Raw genomic sequence first — 13,413 nt, forward strand, 5'->3', positions numbered from 1 at the left:
TTAAAAATTCAGCTTTAGAGATATACAAAACATTGATGAAAATATACGCCGAAAAGATTGATAAATGTGGTGAAGACCATTTTTCTGCCAATATAGACACGCCTTTACGACCGGGAGCATTTTTGATGGATGATGAGGAGAAAATTGAGGCCATTGCTAAGAACTTTAAAAACATTATGGAAATTTTAGGTTTGGATTTGACAGATGACAGCCTAAAGAATACGCCGCATCGCGTAGCTAAAATGTACGTTAAAGAAGTGTTTAAAGGTTTAAATCCTGCAAATAAGCCAAGCATTTCTATGTTTAACAACAACTACCAGTACAGGCAGATGTTGGTAGAAAAAAACATCACGCTATACTCTTATTGCGAACATCATTTTGTGCCCATTATAGGCAAAGTCCACGTAGCATACATTTCAAGCGGAGAGGTAATTGGCCTTTCAAAAATTAACCGGTTGGTACAGTATTATGCCAACCGCCCACAAGTGCAAGAGCGCTTAACCCAGCAAATAGCAAACGGACTTAAAGAAGCACTAAACACGCCACATGTGGCTGTAATGGTTGATGCAGAACATCTTTGCGTAGCTTCCAGAGGTATTAAAGATACCGCAAGCAGTACAGTAACTTTCCACTTTTCCGGAGATTTTCAAGAAAAAGATGTGCGTGCGGAGTTTTTAGCTACCGTTAATGCAAAATAAAACTTGCAAGTGCGTCACGCCTCTCAACACCAATTATTAACATATTTATTACTAATTAAGCGGCTTTGTTATAATCATGGGCGCTTAATTTTTGTTTCAGTAGCTTGCGTGCCATGTGGATGCGTGTTTTTACCGTTCCAATGGGGATGTTGAGCTGTGCGGCAATCTCGTGGTACTTAAAGCCAGAGAAGTAAAGGGTAAAGGGCAAACAATAATCACTGCTGATGCTTGCCATCGCTTCGTCAATGTCCTTTTTTAAAAACTTGTTGTCGCTATGGTTGTAGTTGGCGCTGTAACAAAGCTGGGCAGATGTTAAGCTCTCTGATTGGCTGATGATACTTGTTGCTTTTGTCCATTTGCGGTACCTGTTGATAAACGTGTTTTTCATGATGGTGTACAACCAAGCGCTGATGTTACTTGATTCTTTAAAGCTATCGCGGTTTATCAAAGCTTTTAACAAGGTTTCTTGAACCAGGTCATCGGCTTCGTCCATATTCCGGGTAAACTTAAGTGCAAAGTTTTTTAAAGCCGGAACCTTCGGGTTTAATAATGCAGTAAATTCAATCTGAGTCATGGCGTTTAACTTTGTTTAACTTTTCTTGGAAAAAGTTAAACAAAAATTACGCCAACAATTTATTTCTGCTTTAAACGATGTTCACTTCGCGTTCTAGCTTTACGCCAAACTTTTGGTAAACCGAGTTTATAATTTGTTCGGAGAAATTGAAAACCTCTTTTCCTGTAGCTTCACCGTGGTTTACCAATACTAGGGCTTGGTTTTTCCAAGTGCCGGTATGCCCAACAATTTTTCCCTTCCATCCGCATTGTTCAATTAGCCAGCCTGCAGCTAATTTGACACCGTCGGGCACGTTAAAATGTACCACGTTTGGGTGTACCGCTACTAGTTTTTTAAATTGTTGTGCGGTTATTACCGGATTTTTAAAGAAAGAACCAGCGTTGCCAATAGTGGACGGATCCGGAAGTTTGGAAACCCGAATTTCTGATACGGTTTGGCTTACATCTCTTATGCTGGGTTCGGTAATTCCTCGGTTTTGCAATTCGGTACTGATGGCACCGTAGCTGATGTTAATTTGTGCCTGTGTAAATAATCTGAATTTTACGCTGCAAATAATGTACTGCCCTTTTTTTTCTTGTTTAAATATGCTTTCGCGGTAGCCAAAACGACAATCTGCTTTGTTGAAATGCACAAAATTGCCGCTTGCAATTTCAAAAGCTTCGCAACTTTCAAAAACATCTTTAAGTTCTACCCCATACGCGCCAATGTTTTGAATGGGCGAAGCGCCAACCGAGCCCGGAATTAAGCTCAGATTTTCTACTCCGGCAAAACCCCAGTCCACGCAGTAATTTACAAAATCGTTCCACACCTCGCCGGCGCCGGCTTCAACGGTAACTTCGTTATGGTTAATGCGGTGCTGTATACCGCGGATGTTCATTTTGATCACCAAACCTTCAAAATCTTGAGTGAAAAGCATATTGCTGCCGCCACCTAAAATCAAACGTTCGGTTTGGTGCCATTTAGGGTCGGCAAACAGCTCTTGCAGTTCTTCTTTTTGGTTAATTTCTACAAAATAACGGGCAAAAGCCTGAATGCCAAAAGTGTTGAAGTTTTGAAGAGAAACGTTTTGGTGGATTTGTAGCATGGGGCTGAGTATTGAGTATTGAGTATTGGGTATTGAGATTTGTAGCGGTAAAAATATCAAAATTGGATGATGACAGGAAGATAAACTAGCCGATTATGATTTCTAATGAACTAACAAGCTAATGAACTCCTTCACTTAAAAAACTTCTTGCTGGCCACTAAAAGGCCAAATTCTTCCGAACCATCTTTTTGGGTGCTTTTGTGGTGCATTTTATGCGCGCGCCTAATTCCTTTTAAATAACGGTTATTGCTTTTGAAGGCTTTAAAGCGGTTATGGATAAACCAATCGTGAAAAATAAAGTAGATAAACCCGTAAAAGCTAATGCCTAATCCTATCCAAAAATAAACGTTAAAATCTGTCTGTCCGTACCACATCAGCGCAAGCGAAATTAAAGCGAACGCGAGGCTAAACACATCGTTTAATTCAAAAAAGCCATGACGTTGCTGGTGGTGTGTTTTATGGATAAACCACAATGGCCCATGGAATAGGTATTTATGCAATGCCCATGAAAAAAGCTCCATCCCGCTAAGGGTAAATATGAGGATTAAAATTGCGTAGTACCAGCTCATTTAAAGTTAAAAATCGTTAATTAAGTGACGTATCGCTATTTTAGCTAAAAAATATTCCAAAACAAAAAGGTATGGAACAGCAAGATCAGAAAAGAGAGCAGATTTTAGAAGCTGCGTTAAAGCGTTTTGCGCATTTTGGTTTAAGCAAAACCACTATGAATGATATTGCCGGCGACTTAAACTTTTCTAAGGCCTTGCTGTATTATTACTTTCCGGATAAGCTGAGCCTGTATGCCGCCGTTTTAGAAAAAGTTTTCGCCGAAATTAACAGCGCCACCGCCCAGGCACTTAAAGGCGCTACCACGCCGGAACAAGCCGTAAAAGTTTATGCGAACGGTCGCGTAACTTTTTTAGAAAAGTATTTCCCTTTGCTGGATTTTAACAAGTTTTTAAATATTGATAAATACGAAGACCTGAAAAAAATATTGGAAGCGGCCAACGAGGCAGAAGTACAGCACCTAAAAAGCATTATGGAGATAGGGGTGAAGGCGAAGCAATACCATATTGAGGATATTGACCACACCGCCCGCTTATTGTTCGACGTTATACAGGGCATCCGCGTGTTGCATATTACCAACGCGCAGGTGCAATTTGGGATAGATAAAAAGTTTTTAAATGTAATATCGGACCGGCAACAGGAAATTATGTCGGTGTTTTTACGGGGGTTGAGGTGTTGAGGTAAATCCATCATCCAATTGTCATTAACAAAAAAAATCCCGCCAAGCCTTCGGCGGGAATTTTTTTTGCCGTACTTTTGACTAATTAATTTAAAAAGTCAGAAAGTAGGAGGTTCAAATTGAGCGTTTCAGCAACAGATCAAAAGCAAGAGCAAATTATAGAAGCGGCGTTAAAGCGCTTCGCGCATTTTGGCGTGGCAAAAACCACCATGAGCGAAATTGCCGATGACCTTTCTCTGTCTAAAGCATCGTTGTACTATTATTTTCCAGACAAAACCGCTTTGGTGCTGGCTGTTGGCGAAAATATCCTCAGCGTTTTTTTAGATGAACAAAGTAAGGCCTTAGCAAACGCCCAGTCTTTTGAGGAAGGCATTAACGCAATTATTGAGGTGCGCATTTGTTTTGGCCGCAAATATTTTATGATGCACATAGGCGACGGGCAAAGTGATGTAAACACCGCCGACCCAAAATTTAAAACTGCCTTAGATCATTTAAAACAAACAGAGCTGGATATGATGGCGGCTTACATCCGCCAGTATCAAAAAGAAAAAGTGCTAAAAGATGTGGATGCCAAAGAAACTGCCGAAGTGCTTTTGGATGTTTTGGTGGGCTTGTGGATTGCCGAGATACACATTCACCAAAAAAGCTTTGTGCCTACCAACGAACTTTTTGAACGGATTAGAACGAAAACAAAACGCATGGTTTCAATTTTTTGTGATGGAATTAAAAGAAACTGATATACAGGGTAGGATTATAGAAAAGGCAAGGGAGCTGTTTTTCTTTTTCGGGGTGAAAAGCATTACCATGGACGATATTGCTAAGCACCTCAGCATCTCTAAAAAAACACTGTACAGCTGTTATAAAGACAAAGCCGAGATAGTGAATTTAATCATGGGCGATTTATTGCAGGCGCACGTCGCAGAGATTTTAAAAACCAAGGAAACGGCGGCTAATGCAGTAGAAGAAGTGCTGACACAATCGCGCGTGCTGTACCAGATTTTTAAAGAGGTAAAGCCCAATGTGTTTTTTGAAATAGAGAAATACTTCCCAGAAATAGCCGGCCAATTTGCCGACCACCGCGGTACCTGCGTTTTAGAAAGCATCAGCCAAAACTTAGAGCGCGGCATTGCCGAGGGTTTATACCGCAATAACCTTGATATACCCTTTGTTGCCCGTTTACGCTTAAATGCTTTAATGTCCGCTTTTGACGAAAAAGCCTTTGAAATGGAAATGCCGACTCTACATATACTTAACAAACTCACATCTTTTTACTTACACGCCATTTGCAGTGCAGAGGGCAAAAATTTTATAGTAGAACAATAACAATGAAAACAACAATGAAAACAATAAAGCTGATGACGCTGATGCTTTTAGGCTTTGGGCTGTTAACTACGGCACAGGCGCAAGAAACGTTAACGTTAAAAGAGGCCTTAAACTATGCGCTAAAAAACAGCGAGAGCGTGCGCAAAGCCTACTTAAACATTGAAGGCGGCAAGTACGAAACGGCAGAAATTAGAGCGCAGGCTTTACCGCAGTTAAATGCCACAGGTACTTTAACAGATAACTTGCTTTTGCAAAAAAGCCCGCTGCCCGGAGAGATTGTAGGCAAGCCTGGCGAAACTATTTTGGTGGCTTTCGGACAAAAATGGAACTCGGCTATACAAGTGCAGGCAAGTCAGCAACTGTTTAACCAGTCGGTTTTTACAGGCTTAAAAGCGGCCAAAGCCGGCGAAGAGTACTATAAGCTTAACGCCGATTTGAGCGAGGAAAACATTTTGCAACAGGTGGCAACCGCTTATTACCAGGTGTTGGTTACGCGCGAGCAAATTGCGGTTATTGATAGTAACTTAAAATCGCTGCAAACCACGCAAAACATCATTGGCACGCAATACCAAAACGGCTTGGCTAAAAAAATTGATGTGGACCGTGTTAAGGTGAGCATCACCAACTTAAACAACCAACGCACCGAGCTTTTGAATGCTGTTACGCAGCAAGAAAACGCCCTGAAATTTTATATGGGGATGCCTATAAACCACGAAATTGTTTTACCAAAAGTTGAGCTGAACAAAATAAGTGAAGATGCTGTGGCTGTTGCCGATAGCGTAAACACCAGTTTTTTAACGCAGTTTAAGGTAATTAATAAACAAAAGGAGCTGTTGCAGTTTCAGAAAAAAGCTTACCAAGCCGAGTATTTTCCACGCCTGTCTTTTAACGCCGCGTACGGCTACTCGGGCATTAGCCAAAAATTCGATTTGTACGGTGGCAGCAACTCCACTGCGCGTTGGTTTGATGCTTCATCTATCGGTTTAACTTTAAACATCCCAATTTTTGATGGCTTTGCCAGAAGATCAAGAGTAAACAAAGCCGATGTAGAACTCAGGAAACTTAACGAAGACATCAGAAATACGCGCCAGTCTTTGAATTTGGCTTACAGCAATGCCAAAATCCAGATTAGAAACAGCGTGAACACCATTTCTTCGCAAGAAGAGAATATGCGTTTGGCCCAAGAGATTTACAACAGCACGCAAAACAACTATAAAAACGGCTTGGCCAGTTTAACAGATTTGTTAGACGCCGAGAACTCGTTAACCAAAGCCCAAAACAGCTATACCGAAGCTTTGTTAAACTATAAGTTGGCAGAAATCCAGCTGATAAAATCAAACGGAAACATCAAATCGTTATTAAACTAAAAATGGCCGGGCGCTAAGTCATCGGCGCAAGCCAAAATAAATTAAAGAGCTTTTAAAACTAACAATCCAAATAAATAAGAAAATGAAAAAAGTAATTGTACCAATTATAGCCATAGTTGCAGCGGTTGTAATTATTGGTTGGGTGCTATCTAACAATAAGAAGAAAAACGAGGAAAAAACGGCAATTGTGGCCGCAAATGATGGTGCCGTAGCCGTACGTGCAGCCGTTGCCGAGCGTAAGCAGGTAAACCTTGATTTTAGCGCCAACGGAACTTTTGCACCGTCGCAAGATTTAACTTTCTCTGCCGAAAACAGCGGCCGCGTTACCAAAATCACTGTTGATGAAGGTAGCCGCGTTTCCAGAGGTCAGGTTTTGGCTTATATTGATGATGAGCTGTTAGACGTTTCTGTACGTAATGCAGAAGCTAATTACCAAAACGCTTTGCGCGATTTGGAACGTTACGAAAGCTCGTACAAAACAGGCGGGGTAACGCAACAGCAGCTGGACCAGGCTAAACTTGGCTTATCCAACGCGAAAGCCAATTTGCAACAAGCCAAAAGGCGTTTAAGCGATGCCAACATCAAATCGCCGATAAACGGAATTGTGAACAAACGCTTTATAGAGCAAGGTGCTTTTGTTGCCGCCGGTACGCAGCTTTTTGAAATTGTAGATGTATCTAAATTAAAATTGGCTTTAACCGTGAATGAAACGCAGGTAGCCAACCTTAAATTGGGCGATAGGGTTAAAATTAAATCTAACGTTTTCCCTGATCAGGATTTTGCGGGTAAAATCACTTTCATCGCGCCAAAAGCCAATGAATCTTTAAACTTTCCGGTAGAAATTGAGCTAACCAATAGCAACGGAAAAATTAAAGCCGGAATGTATGGTACTGCAATTTTCGAATTCCCGAAACAAGCGCCAGCATTAACCGTTCCGCGTGCGGCATTTGTAGGCAGCGTAAGCAGCAATAAACTTTTTGTTTTGCAGGATAGCGTAGCTAAAGAGCGCAAAGTAATTGCCGGAAGAATTTTAGCCGAGCAGGTAGAGATTTTAGACGGTTTAAAAGAAGGCGAAAAAGTAATTACAAGCGGCCAAATAAACTTGGTTGACGGAACAAAAGTTTCGGTTATAAAATAATTTAAAGCAAATGAAAGCACTTTGGTTTTACCATTTGTAAAAGCCGGTGCCGTGCCTTTAAGGCGCCATTAGCCGATAAATAAATAGCATATAAACAAATGAAAGTTACAGAAATATCAATTAAGCGGCCAACGCTTGTAATTGTTGTATTTACCGTACTTACCCTTGCCGGTATCTTGAGCTATTTCTCGTTAAACTACGAGTTGTTGCCAAAATTTTCGCCTTCGGTAGTGTCTGTAAGTACCATATATCCCGGTGCATCGCCAAACGAGGTGGAGAACACCGTTACTAAAAAAATAGAGGACGCGGTATCGTCCATGGAAAACATCAAGAAACTGGAAGCACGGTCCTTTGAGAGTTTATCTGTGGTAACCATTACACTAAACAGCGGCACCAACGTAGATTTAGCGCTTAACGATGCGCAACGTAAAGTAAACGCGGTTTTAAAAGATTTGCCAGATGATATTGATGCGCCTACGCTCAATAAATTCTCCTTAGATGATTTGCCGATTATCACCATGTCGGCTTCTGCAAAAATGACCGATGCGGAGTTTTATGATTTGATGGACAAGCGTATTGCACCCATTTTTTCCAGGGTTCCGGGTGTGGCGCAAGTGAATTTGATTGGCGGGCAAGAGCGTGAGATACAAGTAAACATTAACGCAGGCAAGTTAGAAGGTTACGGGCTTTCTTTACCGCAGGTGCAGCAGGCCATTTTAACTTCAAACTTGGATTTCCCAACTGGATCTATCAAAACCGATAAAGAAGACGTATTGATCCGTTTGGCGGGTAAATACAAAAACGTAGAGGAAATCCGCAATTTAGTGATTAGCACCTCTAAAAATGGCGCGCAAATACGTTTAGGTGATATTGCCGATGTGCAGGACACGCAAAAGGATGTAGAGAAGATTGCGCGTGTAGATCAAAAAAGCGCTATTGCGTTGCAGGTGCTTAAACAATCGGACGCTAACGCGGTGAAAGTGAGCGAAGGCGTGCACGCTATGGTGCAAAAAATTGAGCAGGACTATAAAAATGTGGGTTTGCAGATTAGCATTGCAAACGATAGTTCTGTATTTACTTTAGAGTCTGCGGATGCCGTAATCCACGATTTAATTTTGGCGATTATCTTGGTGGCTTTTGTGATGTTGTTTTTCTTGCACAGTATCCGTAACGCCGTAATTGTAATGGTGGCTATCCCGTTGGCTTTAATTGCCACTTTTATCGGGATGGATTTGCTGGGCTACTCGCTCAACTTAATGTCTTTGCTAGGTTTATCCTTGGTAGTAGGTATTTTGGTGGATGATGCCATTGTGGTTTTGGAGAACATTTATCGCCACATGGAAATGGGTAAAAACAAGGTGCGTGCAGCGATGGATGCCACGCAAGAAATCGGTTTTACTGTAACCTCCATCACTTTGGTAATTGTGGTGGTGTTTTTTCCAATTGCCTTAAGCACCGGTTTAGTGTCTGATATCTTGACCGAATTTTGTGTGGTGGTAATTATATCTACCTTGCTTTCTTTGGTAACGTCATTTACTGTGGTGCCATTGCTATCATCACGTTTTGGAAAGTTAGAGAAGTTAACCAACCGTACTTTTTTCGGCAGATTAATTTTAGGTTTCGAAAAACAGTTACAACGGTTTACAGACTGGGTTACGCGCATTTTAGTTTGGTCTCTAGGGCACAAGAAAACCACTTTAGGTATCGTGTTTGGCTTATTGATAGCTTCCTTTATGTTGCTGGCAAAAGGTTATATAGGTGCCGAGTTTTTTGCGCAGAGCGATAAAGGCGAGTTTTTGGTACAGATAGAGATGCCAAAAGACGCTTCTATTGAACAAACCAACCAAATGACGCGCAAAGCCGAAGCTTTCTTAAGCAAAAAGAAGGAAGTGGTATCATTAATTACCACGGTTGGCCAGTCTAGTGAAGGTATGGGGGCCTCGCAGGCTACTGCTTACAAGGCAGAGATCAACGTGAAATTGGTCGAGAAAAAAGACCGTGAAGACGATGCAACTATATATGCGGCCAAAGTAAGTAAAGAGATGTCGAAAGTGTTGGTAGGTGCAAAAATTAAAACCGTGCCTATCAGTATTTTAGGTACCGCCCAGCAAGCACCAATTAGCTTGGTGGTAATGGGGTCTGATTTGGATAGCGTAATGAAGTTTGCAGAGAAAGCTAAAGATGTGCTGGTGAAAATCCCCGGTGCATCGGAGGTGAAACTTTCTGTAGAAGCTGGTAGTCCGGAGGTGAGCGTACAGGTGGATCGCGATAAAATGGCGGCTTTAGGTTTAACGCTACAAACCGTTGGTGCAACCATGCAAACAGCGTTTAGCGGTAATACCGACGGTAAGTTCCGCCAAGGCGAGTACGAGTACGATATTAACATCCGTTACCAGGATTTCGACCGTAAAAACGTGGAAGACGTAGCTAATTTATTGTTTGTGAACAGCCGTGGCGAGCAGGTTAAGTTATCACAATTTGCTACGGTAACGCAAAGCTCGGGACCTAGCCAGTTAGAGCGTCGTGATAAAAGCACTTCAGTTTCTGTACAGTCGCAAGCGGTGGGTAGGCCAAGCGGTACCATCGTAGCAGATTTTCAAGAAAAGTTAGACAAAATGCCTAAGCCAACAGGCGTAAGCTTGGTTTGGAGTGGCGATATGGAAAACCAGAGCGAAGGTTTCGGTACTTTGGGAATTGCATTGTTGGCTTCTATTTTATTGGTGTACTTTATTATGGTTGCATTGTACGATAGCTTTGTTTACCCATTTGTGGTGATGTTCTCTATCCCGCTTTCGATTATCGGGGCATTGCTTGCACTAGGTTTAACCAATAATACGCTTAACTTATTTACCATTTTAGGTTTAATTATGCTAATTGGTTTGGTAGCTAAAAACGCCATCATTTTGGTGGATTTTACCAACCAAATGAAGGCCGAAGGTAAAAGCACGCGCGAAGCATTAATATTGGCTAACCACGCACGTTTACGCCCAATTTTAATGACAACCATTGCCATGGTGATAGGTATGTTGCCAATTGCTTTGGCTAGCGGTGCCGGTGCCGAGTGGAAAAACGGTTTGGCTTGGGTAATTATCGGTGGTTTGTTAAGCTCGCTTTTCTTAACCTTAATTATTGTGCCGGTAATGTACCAGATTTTTGACCGCTTAATTGAAAGGTTCGGCGGTAAAAAAGAAGAAAAAACCATAGAGGAGCTGATGGTAGAAGATTATCAGCATGTAGATGTTAAAGAATATTAAAGCATTTTTCTCGCGCCTAGCGGGGGCGCTCATTGTCCGTTGATGATGATTTGTCTCCGCTAAGCGCAGGATTTTTAAAGTCAAAACACATGAAAACTTTAATTGTAGCCACAGATTTTTCAAAAGAAGCCGAAAACGCATTGCAATATGCAGGTGCGGCGGCCCAAAAACTGCAGGGCAAAGTGGTGATTTTTAATGCTTTTAATATTTCATCACATACGGGTAACTCGCTGTTTCCGGCATCGGCTGTTAAAGAAATGATTGCCTATAATAATGCTATTTTGCAGCGCAAGGCGGATGATTTGGCTACCGAGTTTGGTATTGAGGTGCATTGCGAATCGAGCATGATGGAGCTGGATGAAGAGTTGGACAAGGCTATAGAAAAATATAAGGCAGATTTAGTGGTGATGGGGATGGCGCCAAGTTCGCTTTCGCAAGATTTATTTGGCAACACTACCACATCGGCAATAGCCAAATTAAAGTTCCCGGTTTTGGCGATACCCGCCGGTGTAAGCTTTAAAGGAATTAAAAAAATACTTTTTGCTTGTGATATTTTGCGCGGAGTAGAGCAGGAGATTTTGAACAAGATTAAAACTTTTGCTATGGGCGTAGGGGCACAGGTAGAGGTTTTTAGCGTGCAAAACAAACTGAAAGCTTTAACCGCCGAACATACTGCCCGCATTGATGAGGGTTTGCAAGATGTAGATTACGCTTATAAAAACGTAGTTTCTACTAAAGTGATACAAGCAATAGAAGACGAAGTAAAAGCTTTTGAGGCTGATATCCTGATTATGGTGCCTCATAAATACAGCTTCTGGAGCTCGCTAGTGCATCAGAGCAAAACCCGCATAATGGCATCGCGCAGCGAAATTCCGCTGTTGTCTATCGCGTTATAACTGGGCAGATCCAAGCAGGGTACGTCACGCCTAGCAGGGTCGTCTGCGACAGACCCTGCTTCACGTCCAAGCAGGGTCTGTCGCAGAACACGTCCAAGCAGGGTCTGTCGTAGACGACCCTGCTTTTTCTAGAGCCTTACGTTCAAACTTGCGAAGTTTTGAAAACTTCGCAAGTTTTACGGGGCACTATAATTCCAATTGTCAAGAATATTATACTGGGAATTCGTCATGTTGAGTGCAACGAACATCTCACATACAAGTTGCTAATACACGCTGAAGTTACGAAGTTCAAGCGGTTTCTTAAACTTGAACCAAAGTTATACTTAGACTTAAAAAAACGGGGCCCAACACAATGCCGGACCCCGTTTTTTATATAAGCGTGAACAAATTTTAAATATGTATTGCCCGGTTTTCTGTTGCGGCTAAAGCCGCTTCTTTAATAGCCTCGGTAAAAGTAGGGTGGGCGTGGCTAATGCGGCCAATGTCTTCGGCACTTGCCCTAAACTCCATCGCTACCACAGCTTCCGCAATCATATCGGCCGCGCGTGGCCCAATCATGTGCACGCCTAAAATTTCGTCGGTACTGCTGTCTGCCAAAACTTTCACAAAACCATCTGTATCCATACTGGCGCGCGCCCTTCCGCTTGCTTTAAAAGGAAACGAACCCGATTTGTATTTTGTGCCTTTCTCTTTAAGTTGTTCTTCGGTAAAACCTACAGAAGCAACCTCGGGCCAAGTGTAAACTACGCCCGGAATTAAATTATAGTTGATGTGCGGTTTTTGGCCGGCAATCGTTTCTGCAACAAAAGTTCCTTCTTCTTCTGCCTTGTGTGCTAGCATAGCGCCTTTCACCACATCGCCAATGGCATAAATACCTTTTACAGCGGTTTCTAAATGCTCGTTAACGGCTATTTTTTTGCCACGCTCTTCTAATTTAATACCAATGTTTTCTAAACCTAAACCTTCGGTGTAAGCAGTACGGCCAACAGCAACCAAGCAGTAATCGCCTTCTAGTACTACTTTTTCACCTTTTGGCGAATCGGCGGTTACGGTTACGGTTTTGCCTTTTACGCTGGCGCCTGTCACCTTATGGCTTAGCAAAAACTTCATGCCCTGTTTTGCCAAAACTTTCTGTAACTCCTTACCCAAAGCCTTGTCCATTGTAGGGATAATGGCATCCATAAACTCAACTACAGTAACTTGTGCGCCCAAGCGCGCATAAACAGAACCTAGCTCCAGGCCGATTACCCCACCGCCAATTAAAATAAGGTGTTTAGGAACTTCGCTAAGGTTTAAAGCCTCTGTAGAAGTAATTATTCTTTTGCCGTCTGTTTTTAAAAACGGCAGCTCGGTAGGTTTGCTGCCGGTGGCTATAATGATGTTTTTTGCGGTGATTTCTTGCTCGCCACCTTTTGCTAATGCAATTTTAACGGTGTTTTTATCTTTAAAAGAACCTAAGCCTTCAAAAGTGTCCACTTTGTTCTTCTTCATCAAAAAGGTGATGCCACCGGTGGTTTGTGCTACCACTTCGTTTTTGCGGTTGATCATCTGCTTTAGGTTCACCTTCACATCTTTTACGTCAATCCCATGCTCGGCAAAAGTGTGCGTGGCATTGTGGAAATGCTCAGAGGAATCTAAAAGTGCTTTAGATGGGATACATCCCACGTTTAAACAAGTACCTCCGAAAGTTGAGTATTTTTCGACCATAGCGGTTTTTAAGCCCAATTGCGCGCAACGGATAGCCGCAACATAACCGCCCGGACCAGAACCTATAACGATGACATCGTACTGCATTTGAATTGTTTTTTAGTTTTGGCTAAATTAAGGAAAGTA

General features: G+C 42.1%; 12 protein-coding genes. 8 read left to right on the forward strand and 4 right to left on the reverse strand.

Going from position 1 to position 13,413, the window contains the following annotated elements:
- Nucleotides 1–35 precede the first annotated feature (35 nt).
- The gene (gene folE, locus BCY91_RS14960; RefSeq protein WP_120182856.1) at nucleotides 36–698 is read left to right on the forward strand and encodes a GTP cyclohydrolase I FolE; all 663 of its coding nucleotides are present in this window, start codon (nucleotides 36–38) and stop codon (nucleotides 696–698) included.
- A gap of 55 nt (nucleotides 699–753) precedes the next feature.
- On the opposite strand, the gene BCY91_RS14965 is transcribed toward folE, so the two are convergent.
- The 3 genes from BCY91_RS14965 to BCY91_RS14975 form a co-directional block, all read right to left on the reverse strand.
- The gene (locus BCY91_RS14965; RefSeq protein WP_120182857.1) at nucleotides 754–1,272 is read right to left on the reverse strand and encodes an RNA polymerase sigma factor; all 519 of its coding nucleotides are present in this window, start codon (nucleotides 1,270–1,272) and stop codon (nucleotides 754–756) included.
- A gap of 70 nt (nucleotides 1,273–1,342) precedes the next feature.
- On the reverse strand, nucleotides 1,343–2,356 hold the full coding sequence (gene murB, locus BCY91_RS14970) for a UDP-N-acetylmuramate dehydrogenase (RefSeq protein WP_120182858.1): 1,014 nt from the start codon (nucleotides 2,354–2,356) through the stop codon (nucleotides 1,343–1,345).
- 131 nt (nucleotides 2,357–2,487) lie between these two features.
- A complete protein-coding gene (locus tag BCY91_RS14975) occupies nucleotides 2,488–2,925 on the reverse strand; it encodes a sterol desaturase family protein (RefSeq protein WP_120182859.1) in 438 nt (145 codons plus the stop codon).
- A 71-nt stretch (nucleotides 2,926–2,996) separates the two neighbouring features.
- On the opposite strand from BCY91_RS14975, the gene BCY91_RS14980 reads away from it, so the two are divergent.
- From BCY91_RS14980 to BCY91_RS15010, 7 genes are all read left to right on the forward strand, one after another.
- Complete coding sequence (locus BCY91_RS14980; RefSeq protein ID WP_120182860.1) at nucleotides 2,997–3,602, forward strand: TetR/AcrR family transcriptional regulator; 606 nt, start codon at nucleotides 2,997–2,999, stop codon at nucleotides 3,600–3,602.
- Between the two features lie 119 nt (nucleotides 3,603–3,721).
- Nucleotides 3,722–4,339 (forward strand): TetR/AcrR family transcriptional regulator, encoded by a 618-nt coding sequence (locus BCY91_RS14985; RefSeq protein ID WP_120182861.1) that lies wholly within the window; start codon nucleotides 3,722–3,724, stop codon nucleotides 4,337–4,339.
- Nucleotides 4,320–4,925 (forward strand): TetR/AcrR family transcriptional regulator, encoded by a 606-nt coding sequence (locus BCY91_RS14990; RefSeq protein WP_182995406.1) that lies wholly within the window; start codon nucleotides 4,320–4,322, stop codon nucleotides 4,923–4,925. Before BCY91_RS14985 ends, BCY91_RS14990 begins: the two co-directional genes overlap by 20 nt.
- A 14-nt stretch (nucleotides 4,926–4,939) precedes the next feature.
- On the forward strand, nucleotides 4,940–6,292 hold the full coding sequence (locus BCY91_RS14995; protein WP_120182969.1) for a TolC family protein: 1,353 nt from the start codon (nucleotides 4,940–4,942) through the stop codon (nucleotides 6,290–6,292).
- 82 nt (nucleotides 6,293–6,374) lie between these two features.
- On the forward strand, nucleotides 6,375–7,430 hold the full coding sequence (locus tag BCY91_RS15000) for an efflux RND transporter periplasmic adaptor subunit (RefSeq protein ID WP_120182863.1): 1,056 nt from the start codon (nucleotides 6,375–6,377) through the stop codon (nucleotides 7,428–7,430).
- A 98-nt stretch (nucleotides 7,431–7,528) separates the two neighbouring features.
- A complete protein-coding gene (locus BCY91_RS15005) occupies nucleotides 7,529–10,684 on the forward strand; it encodes an efflux RND transporter permease subunit (protein ID WP_120182864.1) in 3,156 nt (1,051 codons plus the stop codon).
- Between the two features lie 89 nt (nucleotides 10,685–10,773).
- Nucleotides 10,774–11,580, forward strand: coding sequence for a universal stress protein (locus tag BCY91_RS15010; RefSeq protein WP_120182970.1), 807 nt, complete (start codon nucleotides 10,774–10,776; stop codon nucleotides 11,578–11,580).
- Nucleotides 11,581–11,970: 390 nt separating this feature from the next.
- Here the strand turns inward: BCY91_RS15010 and lpdA are convergent, their stop codons facing one another.
- The gene (lpdA, locus tag BCY91_RS15015; RefSeq protein ID WP_120182865.1) at nucleotides 11,971–13,374 is read right to left on the reverse strand and encodes a dihydrolipoyl dehydrogenase; all 1,404 of its coding nucleotides are present in this window, start codon (nucleotides 13,372–13,374) and stop codon (nucleotides 11,971–11,973) included.
- Nucleotides 13,375–13,413: the final 39 nt, after the last annotated feature.

The organism is Pelobium manganitolerans, from assembly GCF_003609575.1.
Taxonomy (GTDB): Bacteria; Bacteroidota; Bacteroidia; order Sphingobacteriales; family Sphingobacteriaceae; genus Pseudopedobacter; species Pseudopedobacter manganitolerans.